General features: G+C 44.1%; 21 protein-coding genes and 1 tRNA gene. 13 read left to right on the top strand and 9 right to left on the bottom strand.

Going from position 1 to position 24804, the window contains the following annotated elements:
• Positions 1-30 precede the first annotated feature (30 nt).
• A complete protein-coding gene (locus tag BCU75_RS02305) occupies positions 31-1548 on the bottom strand; it encodes an inorganic triphosphatase (protein ID WP_102472831.1) in 1518 nt (505 codons plus the stop codon).
• A gap of 207 nt (positions 1549-1755) precedes the next feature.
• Between BCU75_RS02305 and BCU75_RS02300 the strand changes: the two genes are divergently transcribed.
• From BCU75_RS02300 to BCU75_RS02290, 3 genes are all read left to right on the top strand, one after another.
• Positions 1756-2436 (top strand): TIGR00153 family protein, encoded by a 681-nt coding sequence (locus BCU75_RS02300; protein WP_004735960.1) that lies wholly within the window; start codon positions 1756-1758, stop codon positions 2434-2436.
• A gap of 128 nt (positions 2437-2564) precedes the next feature.
• A complete protein-coding gene (locus tag BCU75_RS02295; protein WP_076673962.1) occupies positions 2565-3827 on the top strand; it encodes an inorganic phosphate transporter in 1263 nt (420 codons plus the stop codon).
• A gap of 205 nt (positions 3828-4032) precedes the next feature.
• Positions 4033-4644 (top strand): TIGR04211 family SH3 domain-containing protein, encoded by a 612-nt coding sequence (locus tag BCU75_RS02290; protein ID WP_102464568.1) that lies wholly within the window; start codon positions 4033-4035, stop codon positions 4642-4644.
• Between the two features lie 128 nt (positions 4645-4772).
• Here BCU75_RS02290 and BCU75_RS02285 read toward each other — a convergent pair whose 3' ends face one another.
• A complete protein-coding gene (locus BCU75_RS02285) occupies positions 4773-5762 on the bottom strand; it encodes a general secretion pathway protein GspB (RefSeq protein ID WP_102472830.1) in 990 nt (329 codons plus the stop codon).
• Positions 5762-7432, bottom strand: coding sequence for an ExeA family protein (locus BCU75_RS02280; protein WP_198593385.1), 1671 nt, complete (start codon positions 7430-7432; stop codon positions 5762-5764). The genes BCU75_RS02285 and BCU75_RS02280 overlap by 1 nt, the downstream gene beginning before the upstream one ends.
• A 36-nt stretch (positions 7433-7468) precedes the next feature.
• Between BCU75_RS02280 and BCU75_RS02275 the strand changes: the two genes are divergently transcribed.
• Positions 7469-8785 (top strand): multifunctional CCA addition/repair protein, encoded by a 1317-nt coding sequence (locus tag BCU75_RS02275; RefSeq protein ID WP_102472828.1) that lies wholly within the window; start codon positions 7469-7471, stop codon positions 8783-8785.
• Positions 8786-8903: 118 nt separating this feature from the next.
• Here the strand turns inward: BCU75_RS02275 and BCU75_RS02270 are convergent, their stop codons facing one another.
• The 3 genes from BCU75_RS02270 to folB are packed head-to-tail and all read right to left on the bottom strand — an operon-like array spanning position 8904 to position 10561.
• A complete protein-coding gene (locus tag BCU75_RS02270) occupies positions 8904-9707 on the bottom strand; it encodes an undecaprenyl-diphosphate phosphatase (protein WP_004735967.1) in 804 nt (267 codons plus the stop codon).
• Between the two features lie 15 nt (positions 9708-9722).
• Positions 9723-10205 carry a 2-amino-4-hydroxy-6-hydroxymethyldihydropteridine diphosphokinase gene (gene folK, locus BCU75_RS02265; protein ID WP_102464564.1) on the bottom strand — a complete coding sequence of 161 codons (483 nt, stop codon included), beginning with the start codon at positions 10203-10205 and terminating at the stop codon, positions 9723-9725.
• A complete protein-coding gene (gene folB, locus BCU75_RS02260; protein ID WP_004735969.1) occupies positions 10202-10561 on the bottom strand; it encodes a dihydroneopterin aldolase in 360 nt (119 codons plus the stop codon). Before folB ends, folK begins: the two co-directional genes overlap by 4 nt.
• Positions 10562-10699: 138 nt before the next feature.
• Here folB and plsY point away from each other — a divergent pair, with 138 nt between their 5' ends.
• A complete protein-coding gene (gene plsY / locus BCU75_RS02255; RefSeq protein ID WP_016767764.1) occupies positions 10700-11296 on the top strand; it encodes a glycerol-3-phosphate 1-O-acyltransferase PlsY in 597 nt (198 codons plus the stop codon).
• Positions 11297-11387: 91 nt separating this feature from the next.
• Here the strand turns inward: plsY and BCU75_RS02250 are convergent, their stop codons facing one another.
• Together BCU75_RS02250 and tsaD are read right to left on the bottom strand one after the other, a co-directional pair.
• On the bottom strand, positions 11388-12203 hold the full coding sequence (locus tag BCU75_RS02250) for an alpha/beta fold hydrolase (protein WP_102472827.1): 816 nt from the start codon (positions 12201-12203) through the stop codon (positions 11388-11390).
• 179 nt (positions 12204-12382) lie between these two features.
• Positions 12383-13399, bottom strand: coding sequence for a tRNA (adenosine(37)-N6)-threonylcarbamoyltransferase complex transferase subunit TsaD (tsaD, locus tag BCU75_RS02245; RefSeq protein WP_010434613.1), 1017 nt, complete (start codon positions 13397-13399; stop codon positions 12383-12385).
• A gap of 258 nt (positions 13400-13657) precedes the next feature.
• Here tsaD and rpsU point away from each other — a divergent pair, with 258 nt between their 5' ends.
• From rpsU to BCU75_RS02220, 5 genes are all read left to right on the top strand, one after another.
• Positions 13658-13873 (top strand): 30S ribosomal protein S21, encoded by a 216-nt coding sequence (rpsU, locus tag BCU75_RS02240; RefSeq protein ID WP_004396009.1) that lies wholly within the window; start codon positions 13658-13660, stop codon positions 13871-13873.
• Between the two features lie 25 nt (positions 13874-13898).
• The gene (locus tag BCU75_RS02235; RefSeq protein ID WP_102472826.1) at positions 13899-14342 is read left to right on the top strand and encodes a GatB/YqeY domain-containing protein; all 444 of its coding nucleotides are present in this window, start codon (positions 13899-13901) and stop codon (positions 14340-14342) included.
• Positions 14343-14461: 119 nt separating this feature from the next.
• On the top strand, positions 14462-16213 hold the full coding sequence (gene dnaG / locus BCU75_RS02230; RefSeq protein WP_102472825.1) for a DNA primase: 1752 nt from the start codon (positions 14462-14464) through the stop codon (positions 16211-16213).
• Between the two features lie 99 nt (positions 16214-16312).
• The gene (rpoD, locus tag BCU75_RS02225) at positions 16313-18157 is read left to right on the top strand and encodes an RNA polymerase sigma factor RpoD (protein WP_009847799.1); all 1845 of its coding nucleotides are present in this window, start codon (positions 16313-16315) and stop codon (positions 18155-18157) included.
• A 163-nt stretch (positions 18158-18320) separates the two neighbouring features.
• Positions 18321-18396, top strand: a tRNA-Ile gene (locus BCU75_RS02220).
• A gap of 822 nt (positions 18397-19218) precedes the next feature.
• On the opposite strand, the gene BCU75_RS02215 is transcribed toward BCU75_RS02220, so the two are convergent.
• Positions 19219-19920, bottom strand: coding sequence for a hypothetical protein (locus BCU75_RS02215; RefSeq protein ID WP_102472824.1), 702 nt, complete (start codon positions 19918-19920; stop codon positions 19219-19221).
• 79 nt (positions 19921-19999) lie between these two features.
• Here BCU75_RS02215 and BCU75_RS02210 point away from each other — a divergent pair, with 79 nt between their 5' ends.
• The 3 genes from BCU75_RS02210 (at position 20000) to BCU75_RS02200 (ending at position 23821) form a co-directional block, all read left to right on the top strand.
• Positions 20000-20362: a hypothetical protein gene (locus tag BCU75_RS02210; RefSeq protein ID WP_102472823.1), complete on the top strand. Its 363-nt coding sequence runs from the start codon at positions 20000-20002 to the stop codon at positions 20360-20362.
• Between the two features lie 9 nt (positions 20363-20371).
• The gene (locus BCU75_RS02205; protein ID WP_102472822.1) at positions 20372-21559 is read left to right on the top strand and encodes a tyrosine-type recombinase/integrase; all 1188 of its coding nucleotides are present in this window, start codon (positions 20372-20374) and stop codon (positions 21557-21559) included.
• A gap of 132 nt (positions 21560-21691) precedes the next feature.
• Complete coding sequence (locus tag BCU75_RS02200; protein WP_016798326.1) at positions 21692-23821, top strand: MarR family transcriptional regulator; 2130 nt, start codon at positions 21692-21694, stop codon at positions 23819-23821.
• Positions 23822-24804: the final 983 nt, after the last annotated feature.

Raw genomic sequence — 24804 nt, 5'->3', positions numbered from 1 at the left:
TTCATATTTATACCGATAAAGGTATTGAGCTTAGTCTTGCCAGTATGGCTCAACCTCAACACTGATTTGGCGCGTCTGCTCCATCGCATGCAGAATAGACACTTCTTGGCGAGCTAGCCAACGCTCTAGCTGAACCTTCTCATCGCCTTCCAACTTATCAGTCAAAGGTTCTAATGTTTTAAGTGCCAGCAAGTCATCAATGCCTTGCACCATATCGGCCCATGGCAAGCGGAAGCTGTTTCGTTCATCGTCATCATACAAACTCGCGAAACCAACGCCTGAATACAGATTACGCATCAAACGGTATTGCTGCTCAATATACGCTTGACTGGTCATCACTCGCTCTGGCGGGAAGGCTTCCATCAAATCGGCCCATGTGCGATCGAGTTGCTGCACGGAAAACCATTCGATACCACGAGCCATTTGCTCACGCGCTTTTTCATCTAAAAAAGGCTGCCAGCCACGAGATAAGATCCAACGGCTCAGATCTAATAACAAACCGGTGTATCGAGCAGAACTCAACAAGGTAAGCAGATCTTCACGATCTGGCAGTTGTTCTTGCATCTCTTTCAGCTCAGCGACCAAGAATTTACGGGCATCTAACTTACGCAGCACGTGGCCTTTATCTTCGAGCAAATCTTCGAAGTGGTCATAACTTTTTAGCCAATCAAGTTCTTGCTCAAGCCACTTAAGTTCTTGGCGTAAAATAGCACTGGCACGTCTTGGAACAATGTCACCATAGATAGTGAAAGTTTGACGAATAAAACTCAGCGAATGGCTTATTTCATGTAACGCTTCAATAGATTGGCGCTCGGTGAAGATCTGCTCGTGAGAGTGCCAATGAGCGAGAGCATGCTCTAAAGATTGAATGAAACACGATTCAACGGTATCACTTTTGTCAGTATCAACTAAGGTCAAAGGAGTGACTTCATCTCCTTGATAACCTTGAGCAAGGCGGTAACCTTTAGCTGCTTTGCTTAGATTACCCAAACGCATGCCACCTTGCTCACAGAATTGGCGAGACAGTGTAAACAGAGCATCCGTTTGACCTGATTTTAGTTCCAATTCGACTTCACAAATCGGTTCTTGCAGATCGCCAGATTCAACAAAGCCTTGGTCGAACGCCACCTCAACCTGGCTGCCATCGGGCATCCCGATCAACCACTGCTCACGCGTGAAGTTGGTAGAAAACAAAGGAGTCAGCTCAGCTTGCAACGTTTCGATGTCTTTACCTGCTGGCCAGATATCCTCTGGATGCAGGGCTAGCTTAGGTTCATTGCTATCGTGTTCTGCATTGTATTCAGGTCTTTGATGCAGGCCTGCAACCACACGACCAGCCGTCTTTACGGTTTGTACAAATACGTCATCAAAACGTCGAATACGCATGCCAATATCGTGCTTACGTAGCCAGTTGTCAGGGGTGTCAAAGTAGATGTTACCTAGCTCGCGACAACTGTGCTGAAGTACTTTAGTTTCAGCAATTTTATTGCGTAAAGTCTCTGAAAAATCAGGAGAAACAAAAAACTTCAGTTCTATCTCGGTTTCCATAGTTATACCTTTCTGTGAAGATAGGGACAGGATATTGCCAATTTGAAAACTCAGCAAGTCAGAAATATCGCCCTTATGATGATCTAAAACAGTTTTAATGAGACATTGATTAGGTTAACATGCGCGACTTTGTAGCCATCGCTTAACATTTCACCATGAATATGGTGTATGTTGTTTTAAGGTTATTATTTATTAGGTTGGATGACCATGCCAGTAAATACAATTATGGGGTTATTTGCAAAGTCCCCAATTAAACCTTTGCAGCGTCACGTAGTATGCGTGAACGAATGTTGTTCTCACCTAGTTAATTTCTTTGAAGTTTCTTCAAAAGGTGACTGGGAGAAAGCATCAGAAATTCGAGCTCAAATTTCTCACCTTGAGAAAGAAGCTGATGTACTAAAACGTGAAATTCGCCTTAAACTTCCTCGCGGTTTGTTTATGCCAGTTGATCGCACCGATATGTTGGAGCTATTAACTCAACAAGACAAACTCGCAAACCTAGCGAAAGACATTGCTGGCCGTGTATATGGTCGTCAACTTGTCATTCCAGCTCCAATGCAAGAAAACTTCATCGCTTACGTTAAACGTTGTCTAGATGCAGCGAACCAAGCACAAAACGTAATCAATGAACTAGACGAATTACTTGAGACTGGCTTTAAGGGCCGTGAAGTAACACTCGTTGCTGAAATGATTCATCAGTTAGATGTAATTGAAGATGACACGGACGCGATGCAGATCGAATTACGCCAACAATTAATGGCGATTGAAGACGATATGAATCCAGTTGACATCATGTTCTTATACAAAATTCTTGAATGGGTTGGTGGTATTGCAGATCAAGCACAGCGTGTAGGCGCTCGTCTTGAAGTAATGCTTTCTCGATCTTAAATCATACGCTAACTATATAACGAAGAGCATTTTTTAACCAAACCACTTATGCGCTGAGTATTTCTCTCGCTGAGCGGTTTTTTGCGTCTAAATTTGTTCCGCTTGTTATCAAACAACTAGGTATTACGATGGATATCCTTGCTAACTACGGCACTGTCCTGATTATTGTTGCAGCAGCTTTCGGTTTCTTGATGGCTATTGGTATTGGTGCAAATGACGTTGCGAATGCAATGGGCACTTCAGTAGGCTCTAAAGCTCTAACCGTTAAACAAGCGATCATTATCGCAATGATCTTTGAATTCGCAGGTGCTTATCTTGCGGGCGGCGAAGTAACAGACACGATCCGTAAAGGTGTTATCGAAACGTCTCTATTCGCTCATCAACCTGATGTACTTGTGTACGGCATGATGTCTGCGCTGCTGGCTGCTGGTACATGGTTGCTTCTAGCATCATACATGGGCTGGCCAGTATCAACGACGCACTCAATTATCGGTGCAATCATCGGTTTTGCTTGTGTGTCTGTAGGTACAGAAGCTGTAGATTGGAACAGCGTTCAAGGTATTGTGGGTAGTTGGATTGTCACACCGTTGATTTCCGGCATCTTCGCCTATCTCATTTTCGTAAGTGCCCAACGACTGATATTCGATACCGAAAATCCGTTATTTAACGCTAAGCGCTTTGTGCCTGTGTACATGTTCATTACTACAATGGTCATTGCACTTGTAACGATCAAGAAAGGTCTTAAGCACGTTGGCCTTCACCTAAGTGGCACTGAAGCCTGGTTATGGGCAGCAGGTGTTTCTGCTGTAGTCATGGTCGGCGGCTACCTATACATTCAGAAGAAGTTTGCTAACCGCGAAGAAGACCACGGTTTTACCGGCGTAGAAGGTATCTTCAGCGTACTAATGGTTATCACAGCTTGTGCGATGGCATTCGCACACGGTTCAAATGACGTTGCGAACGCGATTGGTCCACTATCAGCGGTTGTTTCAACGGTTGAGCACATGGGTGAAATCTCAGGCAAGAGCACTATCGCATGGTGGATTCTTCCACTAGGTGGTATTGGTATTGTTGTTGGTCTTGCGACAATGGGTCACAAAGTAATGGCAACCGTTGGTACTGGTATTACAGAACTAACACCGAGCCGTGGCTTTGCCGCTCAACTAGCAACTGCATGTACGGTTGTACTTGCTTCTGGTACTGGCCTTCCGATTTCAACCACGCAAACATTGGTTGGTGCGGTTTTAGGTGTAGGTTTTGCTCGTGGTATCGCAGCACTCAACCTAGGCGTTGTGCGTAACATCGTTGCTTCGTGGATTGTAACGCTACCTGCAGGTGCTCTACTTGCTGTTGTGTTCTTCTACGCAATTCAGGCTATGTTTACTATGTAATAGCCTTGGCGTTAGTAAATATTAGCGTCAGAAAACGGTGAGCTTCGGTAACGATATGTAAATACCATGTCATTATTGACTCAAACGCACAGAAAGGGAGGCTTTGCCTCCCTTCTTTGTTGCACCGCATAAAGAAACTAAATATTATTTGCTCATTGAGGCTGACTCATACGCCTACCCAATTTGAATCGTTAAGGGATTTACTGTGAAAAAACTGATTAGCTTAGTTTTGCTCGCAATGCTTGCGGCTCCAGCTGCCTTTGCACAAGACCGTTATATTGCTGACAAACTATTTACTTATATGCATTCTGGCCCAAACAACACATTCCGTATCATCGGTAGTGTTGATGCTGGTGAAAAGATTACTTACCTACAAACTAACAAGAGCACGGGTTACACCCAGGTTCAAGACAACCGCGGCCGTAAAGGCTGGGTAGAAAGTAAGTTTGTAAGCACTCAAGAAAGCATGGCACTACGTCTGCCTAAGCTAGAAAAAGAACTGACCGAAGTTAAAGGTAAACTAGCGAATGCTCGTCAAAGTGCTGACAGCGAAAAAGCAGGCCTAGCGAGCTCTCTAGACTCTCGTAACAAACAAATTTCTGAACTTGAGCAAAACTACAGCGAAATTAGCCAACAGCTAACCAGCTCTCAAACAGAGAACCGTGAGCTACGCGCTAAGCTAGATACACAAAAAGATGATCTGCTGCTGAAATACTTTATGTATGGTGGTGGTGTTGCTGGTATCGGTCTACTTCTTGGACTTGTCTTGCCACACATTATACCTCGTCGCAGAAAGTCACCAAACGGCTGGTCGTAAACGGATCGCTTTACCTGTTTGGCTTATCTTGCGCTAAACAGAGTAAATTCAGTATCGAATATCAAAAAGGAGCACCTCGGTGCTCCTTTTTATTTGTCTGTCATCTAAGTCTTTGGGCTATCTAGCTTTTAGCCTTTCCACTCGTACAGAGCGGGAATTTCTATCTTCTGTTGATTGAACTCGATAATCACTGATTGTGGTTTAATTTCGAGTAATTGAATGTCTCTTCCAATCCAATCACCTTGCGCCACTTCCTGACCATTCACTTTGACCCAACGCTTGGTTTCGCTACTTGAGTACATGTGAGTTTGCAGGTCTAGCTTAGGTAACACCCCAGATAAACTATTACTATGAGACTCTAACTCTATGACCTGAGACCCTACTTGTCCTGCTGGACGTGAGTCCATTGGCTCAGGTGCGCTTTGTTGCTCACCCATCATTGATTCAAGCTTTAAGGCCAAATCAGGTGGCAACTCACTGAGGTCTAGCCCTTGCAGCAAATCACTGTCCGATTGTAGGTCTTTATTTGATTGTAGATCGCTAGATGATTGAAGGTTATTAGCCTCATCGCTCGCACTTTGTTGTACCTGAGGTTGAGCGAATGACGATTCCGAGTTTGCCGCGATCATTGTTGTACCACCAGCAGTATTTGCATCGCTAGAACCAATCTGTGCATACACCTCTTGGCGTGGCAGTGATTTCAAAAGTTGGCTTGCCGGTGCAGGGCGAACGGCGAATAATACTTCATCTTCTGCATCCACTGACACAACATCCACACTGGTTATGTCAGCATCAGCCACTTGAGGCTCAAGGTCTGATTGAGGTTTTGATTCAGGTAGAGCGACATAGGTAGCTTGGCTAGCCGAGTTTTGTTGTTGGTTATACGATTGATAAGCCAGAACCCCACCCACCAACAAAGAAGGCACTAAGATAAGGAGTAGCCCCATTGCTAACGATGAACCTCGTTTGTTGCTAATCCCTCTCGCAGAACTAGGAACATGATGGTTTTGGTACCCTTTGAAGCTGGGTTTGTTAAAAGATGATTGTTTAGAAAACTCTAGGTCAAGAGGCGACTGCTTGGCAGACGACTGATTAAGTTCGTGCATAATACGTGACATTAACTTGCGCCTCCATCCAGTGACATCAACTTAGGCGAGTCGAGTTGAGCCAATCTTTGTAACCTTGCCAGCGTGCGCTTTCCAGCGATGCCATCGACAGACATCCCTTGCCACATTTGAAACGCTTCGATTTTCATTTTTAACTCATAATCAAATACATCACTGCCCGATACGTCTTCATCCAATACTTCAGACAGTAGCAGATCAAGCAGTGCAATTGCCTCGCCTTGATAACCCTCTTTGAGTGTCTCTCTAAGTGGCTGTTTCCAAATCGCGACATAATCACCCTGCCAGATTTGCTTTAAGGTGCGCTTAGGCATCACCAAGAGCTTTTCGTTAACTAGGAGCTCGACAGACTCCTCAGACGCGCCATAAAGTACAGCAAACACTGGCTCTTGATCGATATCCAGATTAAGGACCACAGGTACGCCAAGCTCTAACAATGCCTCCAAGTTTGACTGTTGTTGCTCGCACACAAATACACTTTGCGGCTCACTTAAGCACAAGCCATCACGCAATGAAGACTGATAGCCCCAAAGCGTATACAAATCCTTAATAGCGAGAGAGCGATTGGTCCCCTGCATCAAGTGCTGTTGAATGTGTTGTGGTAAGTCAAATTTGGAAAGTTTGGGCTCAGCAACCAACTGAGGTTCATTCGCCACCAAAGAGCGCTGAGTCTGTGCTGATTCTTCTGTTTTCATTTCACTTGAAGTATCAGCCAACTGCCATGAATTAATATAGCTTGGAGCAAAGTTAAAGGTCGCCATTGCAAGGCCGACACTTAATGTAGTAATCCCTGCGTATTGGAATAACTTGGGTACGACGTGAGAAGTTCGAGGCTTTTCGACATGGTACACATCAGCCTGAAACGACATAACCTGCTGACACGCTCGGTTAACCGTTTCATTGTTCGGTAATGGCTCACCATCATGAAAAGCCAATTGAAGGGCTTTGTCACACACCAAGTTAATGAGCCTTGGAATACCATGAGTATATTGGGCGATCAGCTTGATTGAACGATTCGAAAACAGCATCTGCTCGCCACCCGCCGTTTCCAAACGAAACGCGATGTACTTGCCAGTTTCTTCAGTATTAAGAGGCAGCAAGTGGTAGCGACCGGTAATGCGCTGTGCTAGCTGACGTAATTGAGTGGTTTGTAAGTGCTGTTGTAATTCCGGCTGGCCGACCAACAGTACTTTTAACAGCTTGCGACTGTCGGTTTCTAAATTGGTCAGAAGGCGCAACTGCTCCAGCACATCGGCTGCGAGATGTTGGGCCTCATCGATCACCAATAAGGTTTGAATGCCTTCAGCATGACTATCGAGCAGGAAGTGATGAATTGCCTGGCTCAGTTGTTTCAACGATGCTTGTTCAGGGTAATCGACCTCAAACTCATCACAGATAGCTTCCAGTAGATCCGTATTCGAAAACGTAGGGTTGAGTATAAGGCCAGCTTGAGTCTGATTATCGAGTGATGACAACATCGCTTTGGCGACCGTTGTTTTTCCTGTACCGACTTCACCAGTAAGCATCGCAAAGCCCCCACCCTCACCTAAACCGGCTTGCAGGTTCTGCATCGCTTCCTGATGACGCTGACTCAAAAACAAGTAGCGAGAATTTGGTACAATCGAAAATGGCATCTCAACGAAGCCAAAATATTCCTTATACATGTGCTGCCCTATAATTACGATTAATGGAAAGTACCATTGCTTGCAGTAAAGTCCAGCAGTGATAAAACATTTCGAGGTGATAAGTTGCAAATATACGATAGCCTACCAAAAGACAATGGGCTACAACGCTACCTAGTCGGTGGAGCCGTGCGTGATAAGCTGCTCAACATTGATAGTTATGACAAAGATTGGGTCGTGGTAGGGAGTACCCCTCAAGAGATGGAAAACCTTGGCTTTACTGCAGTGGGCAAAGACTTCCCCGTATTCTTACACCCAAAGACTAAAGAAGAGCACGCACTGGCTCGTACCGAAAGAAAGTCCGGTTCGGGTTATACAGGTTTCGAATGTTACTTCGCTCCAGACGTGAGTTTGGAAGAAGATCTGATGCGTCGAGATCTAACGATCAACGCCATCGCTCAAGATGATAAAGGCCAGCTTTACGATCCTTACCATGGCCAGAAAGATCTCTCAGATCGTGTTCTAAGACACGTCTCGGATGCTTTTGTTGAAGATCCTCTTCGAGTGCTGCGTGTGGCTCGATTTGCTGCGAAGCTTCATCATCTCAACTTTACGGTTGCACCAGAAACTATGGTGATGATGAGTGAGATTGTGCAATCCGGTGAACTCGCACATCTTACGGCCGAACGAGTTTGGCAAGAGTGGCATAAATCCCTTAGCACTCCGCATCCTGAAGTGTTCCTTTCTGTACTGAAAGAGTGTGGTGCATTGGCGGTTGTGTTGCCTGAAATTGACGCGCTGTTTGGTGTACCTCAACCTGAAAAATGGCACCCTGAGATCGACACGGGCATTCACACTCTGATGGTTGCTCAGCAAGCTGCGCTATTAAGCTCATCATTACCCGTTCGTTTTGCCGCTCAAGTACATGATTTAGGTAAAGGCGTCACGCCAGAAAGCGAGTGGCCAAGCCACAAAATGCATTGCCATACAGGCTTAAAAATCATTAAGAAGCTGTGTGGAAGAGTCAGAGTACCCAATGAATTCAGAGATCTCGCATTGTTAGTGTGCGAGCAGCATTCTAATATCCATCGTGCAGGCGAGCTTAAGCCAACCACCTTCCTCAAGGTTCTCAATAAGTTTGATGTTTGGCGTAAACCAGACAGGCTCGACGATATACTGCTTTGCTGCCAAGCCGATCATGCTGGCCGTAAAGGATTAGAAGATAAGCCTTACCCTCAGAAAGCACGTTTTGAAGTGGCTCACCAAGCAGCGCTTCAAGTCGAAGTTAAAGCCATTATTGCAGATGGTTTTAAAGGTAAAGATATTCGAGAAGAACAAGAAAAGCGCAGAGCTATCGCGATTGAAAACGCCCTATCAGAACTCGCTGATAATTAATCGCCATAACGCTGATTACCATGCATTAAAATATTACCATGCATTAAAAAACCCGCTACTAGGCGGGTTTTTCCGTTTCAATCTGTAGGACGAAACATTGGTCTACGTAAGGCGAATGCTACTGCATCATCAAGAAAGCAAATAGACCAAAACCTAGAATCAGGCGGTAGATAACAAACGGTGTCATACCCATACGTGAGATAAGCTTCAAGAAGAAGTGAATACAGATATAAGCACTGATGAAAGAAACCACGATACCCGTTAGCAAGGTGCCAACATGGATAGGGTCACCACTGGTCACTAACTTCAGACCTAAGTAACCACCCGCCAGAGTGATGATTGGGATAGACATTAGGAAAGAGAATCGAGCCGCGGCTTCACGTGTGAAACCAAGGTAAAGTGCTGCGGTAATCGTTGCGCCAGAGCGAGACGTACCTGGGATGATCGCCATTGCTTGAGCAAGACCAATAAACAGCGCCTTTTTCCAACCCGCTTGGTATTCGTCATCACGCAGGCTTGAGTTCTTATCCACCCACCATAGCAACAGACCAAAAATAATCGTGGTCGTCGCGATCACCCATGCACTGCGCAAATAAAGCTCAACAATATCTTTCATCAACAAACCAAAGATACACGCGGGAATCGTCGCGAGAATGATCATCCACGCCAGCTTTGCTTCTTTACTGCGATCGCCTTTAAACACGGAACCAAAGAATGCGCTCAACAGAGAGACCACTTCTTTGCGGAAATAGATAACTACTGCGGCCAAAGTACCAACGTGGACAGCCACATCAAAGGCCAAACCTTGATCTTCCCAACCTAATACAGCAGAAGGAAGGATTAAATGTGCAGAACTGGAAATAGGTAAAAACTCAGTAAAGCCTTGCACCAACGCCAACATAAACGCTTCAAAATAACTCATTACTTACCTTAAAAATTATAGTTTTATATCTACGACAGAGAGCGAGTCTAATTGCTGCATCTTCTGCCATATTTCACTGACGGTTCTTCCATCTTGCGGGATCACTCTCGCAGGACACAGATCATAAAGTGGTTGTGTTACAAAAGGATATTTATAGATATCACTGCGTGGTAATTCTGGTTCGCTTTCAGAAACCACGTCTCCAAACAGCACAATATCAAGATCGAGCTTTCGATCTTGAAGTTTATGAGCATCTTGAGAGCGACCCCATTTAAACTCAATTTTACGCAGATGCTGTGAAAATTCAGTCAATGAGAGTGACGTGTCGAGCTCTATCACAAAGTTATAAAACGAATGGCTTTCAAACCCTACAGGCTCACAATGATAGATCTTAGAGCATTTAAGGTTAATCCCTAACGATTGAAGCTCTGTCCATGCCACCCTTGCATGCTTGTCGCGCTCTATGTTCGTGCCAACACCAACATAGGCTATTGTCATGCTTGACCTCGTTCGATAATCACACCGACTGCTTTTGCTTGTGGCACTGCGCCAGGCTTCGCTAAACGGATTTTAATCCAAGGCACTGAGAACTGAGTCATGATTAATTCAGCGACTTCTTCTGCCACACGCTCAACCAATAGGAATCGGCCATTCGCAATATGGTCAAGTACGGCAGTGCTGACTGTCGAGTAATCCAAAGCATCGACAACATCATCACTTTTACCTGCGGGGCGGTTGTCATGAGCCATTTCAATATCAAGCACAAGTTTTTGTTTGATCTCTTGTTCCCAATCGTAAACACCGATCGTTGTAATTACTTCTAGCTGTTCAATGAAAACTTTATCCAGTGCCATGACTTGTCCTTTTAGAGGTCGGATACCCATATTGGGGAAAAAAACGTATTATTCGTGTAATTACAGATATGATATCAATTACTCTTGGATTGAGCATTATTTTCCCATCGTTAGGCTTATAACCGTTAAAGGAAAAACATGACCCCATTGGCACTCATCATGATCATTGCAGCCTATTTATTAGGTTCAATCTCTAGTGCGGTCTTGATATGCCGAGTCTTGAGACTTCCTGATCCAAGAACGGTAGGCTCCAACAATCCAGGGGCCACCAATGTACTCCGTTTGGGCGGTAAAGGCGCCGCTGCGGCCGTGCTACTTTGTGACATGCTTAAAGGCACCATTCCTGTCTGGCTTGGCTACTACCTCAATATCGACTCGATCATTTTAGGTGTCGTGGCGATTGCTGCATGCCTTGGTCATATGTATCCAATATTCTTCCACTTTAAAGGTGGTAAAGGCGTCGCGACGGCACTCGGAGCCATCGCCCCTATTGGATTCGATCTAACAGGCATGATCATGGCGACTTGGTTGGTTGTGGCATTTTTGTTTCGTTATTCTTCTTTAGCGGCTCTGGTTACTGTATTACTTGCGCCGTTCTACGCTTGGTTAGTCAAACCCCAATACACACTGCCTGTAGCCATGTTGTGTTGTTTGATCGTCCTACGTCACCATCAGAATATTCGTCGCCTACTCGATGGCAGTGAACCAAAACTCGGGCAAAAAAAATCGGCTTAAACTGTCATGTCTAAGCCGAACCATTTTTAAACTGGGATAAATTTAAACCGACACAAGTCTCAGTCGATCATACTATTCAGTCTTTAAGAGCTTACAGCAGATGTTTATCTAAAAACGTCTTCAGCATTGTGTTCACAAACTCTGGTTGCTCTAGCGAGCTAATATGACCAGCACCAGGAATCACCACTAACTCACTGCCCGTAATGCAATCGTGCATTAGGTATGACTCAAGTGCTGGACGTGGTTTATCTTCTTGTCCTACTGCAATCAAAACTGGCAGTGCAAAGTTCTCTACCGCTTCAATCATATCGCGACGCCCAAACACCATTCGACCGATTCGTGCGACTTCTTCTGCTTTCTCACCCTCAAGTGACGATAGCTGCTGAGTAAAACCTTCCACTAAAGCTGGTGAGTTAGTTTGAGCATCATTGGCGAAGAACAGTGGAACAACCGCTTCTACAATCGGCTGAGGAACCATTTTGGTTTGAGTAATGGTGTCTAACATGCTGAAGTATTTAGCATGAGCAACTTCTGGCTCTAAACCAACAAAGGTATCCATAAGTACCAGAGACTTGATTCGTGCAGGAGCTAACTCCGCCAACTCTGTTCCCCACATACCGCCAACCGATAAGCCAACCACAGAGAATTCTTCGATCTCTAAATGATCAAGCAGAGCCAAAACGTGCTGAGCGTAATCTTTCAAGTTACGCATCGAAGCTGGTGCAGCTTGTGACTCACCATGAGACCAAAGCTCTGGAACAATACAGCGATACTGAGTTTTTAATGCTTCGATCTGCGGCTTCCACATTGCACTATCCCAAAGATAGCTGTGACCGAATACAACAACAGGGCCTTGACCTTCATCTAGGTACGCCATCGACTGATTGTCTACTGTAAACTTGTTCATTGTTCTTCCCTAATCTCTATTAGCAATTATTTATCGACATATAGTCGGTAAGCTAGGATATAAAAACGGCCGCACAAGGCGACCGTTTATCGAAACACACTGGTTTATTCTACGCTTAGCTTTTGTTGAACGACTGTTTTTCGTTGAGCGATTGCTACTAGCTAAGCGATCGCTACTAGCTAAGCAATTGGCTCTAGTTGGTCAATTGGCCAACGCGGCGTGGCATGAACAGACAAATCAGCCGTTTCACCATTTTTAAGGCGTTGCATACCCGCGTAAGCAATCATCGCACCATTATCAGTACAGAATTCAGTTCGTGGGTAGTAAACCTCACCACCGATTTTCTTCGCCAGCGCTTCAAGCTCAATACGTAGCTGTTTGTTGGCACTAACACCGCCAGCAATCACGATACGTTTCATGCCCGTTTCCGCCAAGGCACGCTTACACTTGATTACCAAGGTCGCACAAACGGCTTCTTGGAACGCATAAGCAATATCAGCACGAGTTTGGTCATCATTGTCATTAGCGCGAATGGTATTTGCCGCGAACGTTTTTAAACCAGAAAAGCTCATATCTAGCCCTGGGCGATCGGTCATTGGACGTGGGAACTTAAAACGCCCCGGAGTCCCTTTTTCTGCGAGTCGAGATAACAGCGGGCCACCCGGGTAATCTAAGCCCATCAGCTTCGCGGTTTTATCAAACGCTTCACCCGCCGCATCATCAATCGATTCACCAAGGATTCGGTATTCACCAATGCCTTTTACTTCGACCATCATGGTATGACCGCCAGAAACCAGCAGAGCAACAAATGGAAATGGTGGAGGATTGTCTTCTAGCATTGGCGCAAGAAGGTGACCTTCCATATGGTGCACTGGCACAGCAGGCACGCCCCACGCATAAGCAATACTGCGACCAATCGTTGCACCCACAAGCAATGCACCAACCAAACCGGGACCTGCTGTGTAAGCCACGCCATCAATGTCTTTCGACGTTAGGTTCGCTTCTGCCAACGCCGCTTTAATCAGTGGAATGGTTTTTTTTACGTGGTCACGCGACGCTAGTTCAGGTACCACGCCACCGTAATCGGCGTGCAGCTTTACTTGGCTGTATAATTGATGAGAAAGCAGCCCTTGCTCATCATCATAAATTGCGATTCCTGTTTCATCACAAGAGGTTTCAATACCAATAATGCGCATAATTTTCTCGGCACGCTTTCGTCTAAAATGGGAAATTAGCGCAATATTACCCTGCCTAAGCTCTTCAAACAAATATTGTACAGACTATAATCGACAAAGTGCTTTACAAAGCCACTGTGATCGGATTAAAATTCCGCACCATTTTTGATCAAGCTGGTTAATGGCCAAACGCGAATAGAGAGTTAGCTCGATGGGTAACTTCTCTGATTTGGTACTGAGTAACCAGCGATAATGAATAACCCCTGAGGTGAAAGGCATATGCCAATAGTTAAAGTACGTGAAAACGAACCGTTCGACGTTGCACTACGTCGTTTCAAGCGCTCTTGTGAAAAAGCAGGTATCCTTTCTGAAGTGCGTCGTCGTGAGCATTACGAAAAGCCAACTACAGTTCGCAAACGCGCTAAAGCAGCAGCTCAAAAGCGTCACGCTAAAAAGCTAGCTCGCGAAAACGCACGTCGCGTTCGTCTGTACTAATAACTTAATCCATAAGGACTGAGTTATGGCTCTTATTGAACAACTCAAAGAAGAGCAAAAATTAGCGATGAAAGCCAAGGACAAACCGCGCCTTGGCACTATCCGCTTAGCTCTTTCAGCAATTAAGCAACGTGAAGTTGACGAACGGATCACTCTGAACGACGACGACATTATTGCTATATTAGTTAAAATGGTTAAGCAACGTCGCGATTCTGTTGCTCAATATGAATCGGCAAATCGTCAAGATCTTGCTGACGTGGAAAAAGCAGAAATTACGGTACTTGAGGGCTTTATGCCTCAACCGCTAACTGAAGAAGAAGTTATTGCACTACTTGATAGCGCAATTGCAGAAACTCAACCTGCGGGCATGCAAGACATGGGTAAAGTAATAGCTATCTTGAAACCACAAATTCAAGGGCGTGCAGATATGGGTAAAGTTAGTGGTTTAGTTCGTTCTAAACTCGCTTAATCCCAAATCAAATTGCAACAAGCCGTGCAATCCTTCGGAACGCACGGCTTGTTTGTATCTATAACCTATTCAAACTATTATTATCCACACTCTCAGTTAGTGCATTTTTCTAAGGTTTTATGGCAGGACACATCCCGCGTAGTTTCATCGATGACCTCCTAGCGCGTCTCGACATTGTCGATATTGTGGACGCACGCGTGAAACTTAAGAAAAAAGGCAAAAACTATGGTGCTTGTTGCCCATTTCACAACGAAAAGACCCCTTCTTTCAGCGTAAGCCAAGAAAAACAGTTTTATCACTGCTTCGGTTGTGGCGTACACGGCAATGCTATCGACTTCATTATGGAGTTCGAACGTCTCGATTTTGTTGAAGCGATAGAAGAGCTGGCCTCATTTTTAGGCCTTGATGTTCCTAGAGAACAACGCAGTGGTGAAATATCCACAACGCCAAGGGCTAACAGTGAACAAAAACGTAATCTCTACGATTTGATGGGTGGCATCAGTAACTTTTACCGCTCTCAACTAAAAATATCAGCGAACAAGCCTGCGATCGATTACCTAAAGAATCGTGGACTATCTGGTGAAATCGTACAGAAGTTTGGCATTGGCTATGTGGCCGATGAATGGGACTTGGTTCGTAAGAACTTTGGACAACAAAAAGAAGCCCAAGACATGCTCGTTACTGGCGGCATGTTGATAGAAAACGATAAAGGCAACCGATACGATCGATTCCGTGGACGCGTGATGTTCCCGATTCGTGACCGTCGTGGCCGTGTGATCGGGTTTGGTGGTCGTGTTTTAGAAGACGGCACGCCAAAGTATCTGAACTCGCCAGAAACGCCGATCTTCCATAAAGGTAAAGAGCTTTACGGCCTTTATGAAGTGTTACAAGCATACCGTGAACCGCCTCAAGTACTTGTGGTTGAAGGTTATATGGATGTTGTCGCACTCGCGCAATACGGTGTTGATTACTCAGTAGCATCACTGGGTACCTCAACAACGGGGGATCACGTTCAGATGTTGTTCCGCCAGACCAATACTGTGGTTTGTTGCTACGACGGTGATAGAGCAGGTAAAGAAGCAGCATGGCGCGCACTAGAAAACGCATTAGAGTTTCTAAAAACAGGTAATACGCTGAAGTTCCTATTTTTGCCTGACGGCGAAGACCCTGACAGCTATATAAGAGAGCACGGTAAAGACGCTTTTGAACAACTGGTACAAAATGCGACTCCGCTCTCGACTTACTTGTTTGATAACCTCATCGAGCTGCATAAACTAAACTTAGGAACAACAGAAGGGAAATCGGCACTGCGTGCACACGCTAGCGCCTTGATTAATAAAATCCCTGACAGTTACTTCCAAGAATTGCTCGAAAAATTGCTCGATGAAAGAACTGGATTTGATAACCAATTAAGACGTGCTCGCGTTCACACGAAGAACCCGACACCTCAACCGCATAAAGAGCTCAAGCGCACTCCAATGCGTGAAGTTATCGCTTTGCTTATCCAGAATCCGAGCTATGCTGATATGGTACCGGATTTATCAAGTGTCAAAGGCTTACAGTTGCCAGGACTAAGTTTATTCGTCGAAGTACTTGATATCTGCCGAGTGAACCCCCATATCAGCACAGGCCAATTATTAGAACATTGGCGAGAGAACAAACATGAGGCACTTCTGTCTCGTCTCGCGAGCTGGGAAATCCCCCTCGACGAAGACAACCAAGAAGACATATTTTTAGACTCATTGGACAATATCCTTGCCCAGTGCGTTGAAAAACAAATTGAAAACCTGCAGGCCAAAGCAAGAAGTGTCGGTTTATCAGCCGAAGAAAAAAGGGAGCTACTAGCTTTAATGCTAGATCTAAAAGCGTAACCCTGTTTGATTAGTCAGCATTTAATAAATTTGTTAACATAATTGGTTTGCATTTGAGAATGCAACGTCCTTCACCAGACCTGAAGTTGGATATCATCTATGGATCAAAATCCGCAGTCACAGCTTAAATTACTTGTTATTAAAGGCAAGGAACAAGGCTATCTGACCTACGCCGAAGTAAACGACCACCTACCTGCAGAAATCGTGGATTCTGAACAGGTAGAAGACATCATTCAAATGATCAATGACATGGGTATCAAGGTAGTAGAAACTGCACCTGACGCTGATGATCTAGCTCTTAATGATGACGATGCCAATATAGATGAAGATGCAGCTGAAGCTGCTGCTGCTGCGCTTTCAAGCGTAGAAAGCGAGATTGGCCGTACAACTGACCCAGTTCGTATGTACATGCGTGAAATGGGTACAGTTGAACTACTGACTCGTGAAGGCGAAATCGACATTGCGAAGCGTATTGAAGATGGTATCAATACCGTTCAATTATCTGTTGCTGAGTACCCAGGCACTATTCCATACATCTTGGAACAGTTTGACCGCGTACTCGCTGAAGAGATTCGTTTAACAGATCTAATCAATGGCTTTGTTGACCCAGACGACGATGGCACAGCTGCGCCAACGGCGACTCACATCGGTTCAGAACTTGCTAAAACTGATCTAGAAGACGAAGACAAAGAAGAAGCAGAAGACGACGAGGAAGAAGAAGAGGAAGATACAGGTATTGATCCTGAGCTTGCTCTTGAGAAATTCACAGCGCTTCGCACTAGCTACCAAAACCGTCAACTAGCAATCAATGAATACGGCCACGAAAGCCCGAAAGCAACGCTTGCAACAACAATGATGCAAGACGTATTCAAAGAATTCCGTCTGACGCCAAAACAGTTTGATTACCTAGTAAACGAACTGCGTACTTCGATGGATCGCGTACGTACTCAAGAACGCCTAATCATGCGTCAAACGGTTGAGTACGGAAAAATGCCGAAGAAATCTTTCATTGCTCTATTTACTGGCAATGAATCTAGCGAAGCATGGTTGGACGAAGTTCTTGCTTCAGACAAGCCATACGCAGAAAAGATCAAACGTAACGAACACGACATCCGTCGCTCTATCCAAAAGCTGGATATCATCGAACGTGAAACGTCTCTTACTGTTCAAAGCATCAAAGATATCAGCCGTCGTATGTCTATCGGTGAAGCGAAAGCTCGTCGTGCGAAGAAAGAGATGGTTGAAGCGAACTTACGTCTAGTAATCTCGATTGCTAAGAAGTACACAAACCGTGGTCTACAATTCCTGGATCTAATCCAAGAAGGTAACATCGGTCTGATGAAAGCGGTAGATAAGTTTGAATACCGTCGTGGTTACAAGTTCTCTACTTATGCTACGTGGTGGATCCGTCAAGCAATCACTCGTTCGATTGCCGACCAAGCTCGTACTATCCGTATCCCGGTTCACATGATCGAAACGATCAACAAATTAAACCGTATCTCTCGTCAAATGCTACAAGAGATGGGTCGTGAACCGCTTCCGGAAGAGTTGGCTGAGCGCATGCAAATGCCTGAAGACAAGATCCGCAAAGTACTGAAAATCGCTAAAGAGCCTATCTCAATGGAGACACCAATCGGTGACGACGAAGATTCGCATCTAGGTGATTTCATCGAGGATACAACGCTAGAACTACCTTTAGACTCTGCTACGGCAACAAGCCTACGCGGCGCAACTAAAGACGTTCTTGCAGGCCTAACTCCTCGTGAAGCGAAAGTACTGCGTATGCGTTTCGGTATCGACATGAATACTGACCACACTCTTGAAGAGGTTGGTAAACAATTTGACGTAACTCGTGAACGTATCCGTCAGATCGAAGCAAAAGCACTACGTAAACTTCGTCACCCAAGCCGCTCAGAAACTCTGCGTAGCTTCCTAGACGAGTAATTACACGCTTTAGTGTGGTTAGCTTTTAAGCATAAAATAGAAAAGGTGAGCGTTGGCTCACCTTTTTTGTGCCTACGTGATTTAAGTGGCTAAGATGTAAGCGGAATTGCCCCCCATAGTGTCTAGACACCATTGATTGGTTCCCCTATAATCTATGCCCTACGGCCCCTTAGCTCAGTGGTTAGAGCGCACGACTCATAATCGTTCGGTCCCCAGTTCAAATCTGGGAGGGGCCACCAAATTTCGATAAGGCTCATGAAGAAATTCATGGGCCTTTATCTTTTCTAGTCCTTTCCATATCCGGTCTTCGATTACTTCCTGTAAGCACGATTCCATTAGCGCCAGTGAAACACTCCACCTAATCACCACAGAACCCATAAATCTACCTCAGACTGATGTCGACCATCAGTAACCTCTCTCATCTGTACGGCACGACTCTGCGCTAGATACATACCACTCAACACCAGAGTAGAACCCCAGAAAAACTTCCCGACTAAGCCAACAAAAATATAACCAACATTCCGTTCCATTAGGTTCAGTAATTTATATAGATATAAATGAGATACTTAGATGGAGTTCTAGCTGAGATCAGTCAGGAGACTCAGCACCGAAGATTAGAACCAGATGACTGTTGAACAATGATGACCAATTACCCTCCGTGGTAATTGGTCTGATATCTCTTAAGTGATTTAGGTTAGTAGTCAGCAGCAGTGAGCCTCAGAGCGAGAAACGAATGCTAATCACTGGACTGGTATTCATACTGGAATCGGTAATCTCAAGGATAGGAGTGGTTCTAGGGCGAATCTCGTATGCGTTAGGGGGAGAACTTGGGGTATCGCATGGGTTGAGGGAATCAGATGGAAATCTAGCGTGGGAATCCCGTCGACGACGGCGGCAATAGACCTAAAATCAAGGTGAAAGACCGGACTAGGACCGGACCGACGACGCCGTCAACAAAACCTAGGGAAAATAATTACTGAAGAAGTTAGGTAGAGCAAGGGCTAGAGAGAGATTACAGGGCCAGTCTAGAGTGACCGACCCAGCGACTTAGGATTTTAGGTTTAGTTGGGGGGATGTGGGGGTTGGTAGCGTAGAGGCTCTGTAGCTGCTTCCATTGATTTATTTTGAACTATTTTTAAAGGGATAAAGTTAGTGAAAAATCTCTTGAAGCTTCCAAGATCAAGATAGTCTCTCAGTGCTTCCGAGAACTCCCGTATATCCGAGAACCTCTTATTAAGGTGTTGATCATATTCAAGCCTTAATCCTGTTAACTCCATCTCTTGTTGACCTGACGGCGCTTTTCTAATTTCTATATCGAGTCTGGCTCTTTGTTCTAACATTGCAGTTAGTTGTGCATGATGAGAGTTCAAGGCTGTAATTTGCATGCGGATTAAAAAGAGTTCTGTCGGTCTAAAATGGGCAGGTGCGTAAAGTAACGTATGTTCGTAGTCTTGAAGCAAAGCTAGGCCATTTAAAGTGAATTTTCCTTGGGAAGATAAACCAGTAATTTCATTCTGAAGAATACCTATATTAACTTGGCACCGCATAATATTAGACTTGGTTAGCTGATGTAGCTGTATTCTAGTCGACTTGTTATAGCTCAACTTCCTTAAGAACCCGGAGAAAGTAGATATTAAGACTGTAAGAAGTACACCGACAACTGCGCCTAACAGAGCAGCAAAGATTGTTAGATACAAGTTTGATGCTTTTAACTGCCCCGACAACTCAGCTAAGTATTGTCTGAAAAACTCCGCCATATCCATAGTAGCCCTTGCACTCCTGAATCATGTATAAAATTAAACACATATTAACACTATGATACTGATAATCATGGAGTTCAATATGATTAAGCTAGCTAATCTTAAACAAATCACAACCCTACCAATCACCACCACCTTACAAGAACAAGTCAAATCCATACTCACCGAACCATTCCACGATGAAACAGAAACCCAGCAGGCATGGGATGAACTGCAATGTGAACTCTGGTTCCTCACCTCAATTACTGACCTAAACAGTGTCGTCGACGACGATATCGAACTACTGAAACGAGCTCTAACCTATACCGAATTCGAAGATGATCTAGATTACGGAGCTTCTATATCCCTAAGCATTGTCGAGGATAACGGCAAGGGTATCTACCTGCTGATTCCGAAGACACTCCGCACTGAATTACATCTATATTTCTCAATCTCAGATGAGTAAGGGGGACTGGTGCAATCACGTAAATTCAAATTTAATAAACGCCAACTTGATTCACTACCGCCGACGCCGTCGACAAGTCGAAGCAAAGAAACCGAGTATACGGATGAGCTCTGTAGCGGCCTGAAAATAATTATCAACAGGCAAGGGAGGCGTAGGTTCCTATTCAGGTACACCTATTTTGGTAAGAAAAAATCAATTCAACTAGGTGAATACCCTGCGCTAGATATCAACACTGCTAGACAGATAGCCAATGACTACAAGCGAGAAATAGCACTGGGAAATGACCCTAAGGCAATGAGGGATGAAAAATCCAATGTGCTCACGTTTCAAGAATTTGCGGAGCTGCATTACCTGCCCTATGCCCGTATGAACAAACTTACCGCTAAGAATGATGTAGGTAACTTAAAGCTTCATTTCTACCCTAAATGGGGCAAGAAAAGCATCACCGATATCAGCCAACAAGACATTCAAAAGCTACTCGATGGAGTTTTAGAAACAAGGAAACCATCCACGGTGAACAGATTGCGTTCCCTAGTTCTTAGAATGTTCAGATTAGCCATGGAATGGGGGTATGTAGATAGCAATCCGGGGCAGTACATAAGGAAGCTCAAGGAGAATAATTTAAGAAATAGATTCCTGAACCGCAAAGAGGTTTCATCCTTCATCAAGGCATGTAACGAGGAACCTAATCGCACCCAAGGCAATGCCTTAAAATTCGCCCTGCTTACTGGGATGCGCATAGGTGAAATTACTAGCTCTAAGTGGGACTGTCTTACCGTCGACGACGACGGCAATTGGAGCCTATTTCTTCCCCACACAAAATCGGGGTTATCAAGGACGGTTTTACTCAATAATTTAGCTAAGGAGGTTATACATGACCAACGACGATTTCAGATACGTAAGAACCCCTATATCTTTGCCGGAGATGCACCCGGAAGACCTATCGCACATCCAAAGAAGGCATTCGCTCGAATCAAGAAAGCAACAGGGATCTATGATGATTTCCGTATTCATGATCTCAGGCATAGTTTTGCCTCGATTCTTATAAACAGTGGTAACGCCACGCTCTATGATGTTCAGCATTTACTTGGGCACCAGAGCCCTCAAACTTCGACTAGGTATGCACACTTGGCTAGCTCAAGGTTGAGAGAGGTAAGTGCTAATGTGTCCGAGTTGGTTGGGGATGTGAGTAGTTAGGATCTCTTTAGTTATGCCCGCATAAAAACGGGCATTCTACTGATTAGAGAAACACTAATTAAGTAGTTGATGCCTAGGGACTAATATGAGAAAACATACATATCTTAACCTTCAATGAATGGTAGCTAAAAAATGGATTTAGATAAGTTCTCCCGTATAGCAGAATCACTCCGACAATACCGACGAGCAGAATTAAAAGACTTTGAGTCTGACTTAGGGGCGAAGCCTCTTGATGAGCTGTATGTTGATGCTTTACATGGGGATGCTGTCTTAAAATCTGTGATATCAAGTAACACTACATTTTTATTGGGAAGAAAAGGAACAGGTAAAAGTACAGTATTTGCTAAAGCACAATCTTTATTTCGTAGTAAGAGAGAGATTATTTCTATATATGTCGACGTGAAAACAGTATGCGACATACTGGATTCTGATGTAGCTAACGCTATAAGTTATGAAGAATATGGAATATCAAAAACCGCTTACAAAGCACACCTCCTTCGTAAGTCTATGCTGGGGAGCATCGTTTCAGAATTACTAAAAGAAATAGGTGAAAACTGCGACACACTGTCTCTTTGGGATCGATGGAAAGGCATACGAAAGCAATACGACGAATTAAAGAAAAGTCTAAATACTTTAAGATCTCGGGTATCCAATACAGAATTAGAAAGCCACGAAATCCCGATCCTTCAAAAAATCACTCGACAGATAAAAATAAAAAAACAAGAGGAGCAGTCTTCCAATTTGGGTGGAAAGTTACAGTTGGGTGGCTCTGGGGGTAAAAATGACATTTCTTTGAGTCTGGAAAGTAGCGGCTCTTACTCTGACTTTGATAAAACATTAGATGACTCGGAAATTTATAACGAATATTCTGATGTCGTTTTAAAATCTTTCCCGTTCTCTGAAATAATCGAAGAAATTCAGACTCTAAATAAGGAGGCTGGCTTAATTCGTACTGTTGTTTTTTTCGACGACTTCTCAGAATTAAACTTTGTAGACCAACGACTATTTGTTGATGTAATTTTAGCTCCCCTAAATAATTCCAGTAATGAGGCGGTTAAACTAAAAGTTGCTGGTTATCCCGGTCGTGTGTATTACGGTAAGATAGATCCTAGCAAAACGGATACGATCAGCTTAGATTTCTCTGATTTATACGAATCAAACGAAGTTCAAGAAATGGAACGTTCTGCTGCACACTATGCGGAACGGCTGTTAGATACACGCTTTAAAGCGTTTGGTTGCTCACTAGCCGATTACTTTGATATGCCTAGCGAATCATCTAAAGATGAGGTTATGAAGTTAATGTTTAGGGCTTCTTTTAATGTACCCAGGATAATGGGTCACCTGCTTCACACTTTATTTTTAGATCGAGTATCTAAAGGGCTTAAGATAACACAAGCTTCTATCCGATTGGCCTCTCGAAAATACTACGAGAGTACAATAGATAAGTACTTTGATCGATTAAATAGGTATGCACTAGAACCGTTCGAAAACAAACTCGATCGCCATAATCAACAAGAATTATTACGTTGCTTAATTAATGAAGCTAAAGACGTACGAAAAAAAATAATCTCAGGGGAAGTTGGGGGCGGCTATTTTAAAAATATTTCAGGTACACCACCTACAAGCCATTTCACAGTAACACCAGAGCTTGAAGATATTCTATCCTCCTTGGAATCAAATTTTTTCGTTTCTCGGTATAAAAAGATGCGAGATAAAAATGGAAAAGATGTCGTAGCATACACTTTCTTTTTAGGTTTATGTGAGAGTGAAAGAATGGCCTGGGGGTATCCAGAGGGGCGTCCCTTTAGACATTACTTCCAACAGCGTTGTTTTGAATTTACTCGCGCAACTAGAGAGTTTTTAGCTCAAAATCAAACTATAAGATGTGGTACATGTTTAACTTGCCACCCTATGGAATTAGAAGCGAGTTTGAAGTTGTATAAGTGGAAGTGCCCTGAATGTAACGAAGGAACTTGTGCGATTGTTAGCTTAGCTGATGACTTCAAAGAAGAATTTGAAAAGCTCGATAAAACAATAATGCTTGAGCCTATAGAATTAGAGATAGTTAGTGTATTAAATGAAGAAGGTAAGAAAATGCGAGCTGGCGAGATTGCTCTTCTTATTGACACGACACATCAATTGGTAGGAAAACGAACAAGCAAGCTAAGAGACTTAGGTCTTGTTGAGAAAGAAAATGATATATTTGACGGTAGGATGAGGAGCGAGTTAACAGAACGTTGTGAGCAAACATATTTTGATTAACTTTAACTAACCCCCCAACTAAACCTAAAATCCTAAGTCGCTGGGTCGGTCTCTCTAGACTGGCCCTGTAATCTCTCTCTAGCCCTTGTTCTACCTAATTTCTTCAGTAATTACTTTCCCTAGGTTTTGTTGACGGCGTCGTCGGTCCGGTCCTAGTCCGGTCTTTCGAGTCAATTCTAGGGTTGATAGGGTTGGGAAATTACCGAACGGATTCATTAGTTATTTCAGAACCAACCCCAGTAACCCTGTTAGCTCTTCCAACCCCGACATCCCTACCAACCCTGCTGACATTATCCCGCTAGATTCACATCCTATTCGACTAACCCAACTTCTCACCCTCACGCATACGAGATTCACCCTAGAACCACTCCTAGCGTTGAGATTACCGATTTCAGTATGAATACCAGCCCAGTGATTAGCATTCGTTTCTAGCTCTGAGGCTCACTGCTGCTGACTACTAACCTAAATCACTTAAGAGATATCAGACCAATTACCACGGAGGGTAATTGGTCATCATTGTTCAACAGTCATCTGGTTCTAATCTTCGGTGCTGAGTCTCCTGACTGATCTCAGCTAGAACTCCATTTAGGTATCTCATTTATATCTATATAAATTACTGAACCTAATGGAACGGAATGTTGGTTATATTTTTGTTGGTTTAGTCGGGAAGTTTTTCTGGGGTTCTGTTCTGGTGTTGAGTGGCATGTATCTAGCGCAGAATCGTGTCGTACAGATGAGAGAGGTTTCTGATGGTCGATATCAGCCTGAGATAGATTTACGGGTTCTGTGGTGATTAGGTGGTGTGTTTCACTGGCGCTAATGGAATCGTGCTTACAGGGAGTAATCGAAGACCGGATATGGAAAGGACTAGAAAAGATAAAGGCCCATGAATTTCTTCATGAGCCTTATCGGAATTTGGTGGCCCCTCCCAGATTTGAACTGGGGACCGAACGATTATGAGCCAAGCTTCAGCCCTGTAACCA

Source organism: Vibrio splendidus, from assembly GCF_002873455.1.
Taxonomy (GTDB): domain Bacteria; phylum Pseudomonadota; class Gammaproteobacteria; order Enterobacterales; family Vibrionaceae; genus Vibrio; species Vibrio splendidus_J.
This window is presented reverse-complemented; position numbering and strand designations above follow the sequence as displayed.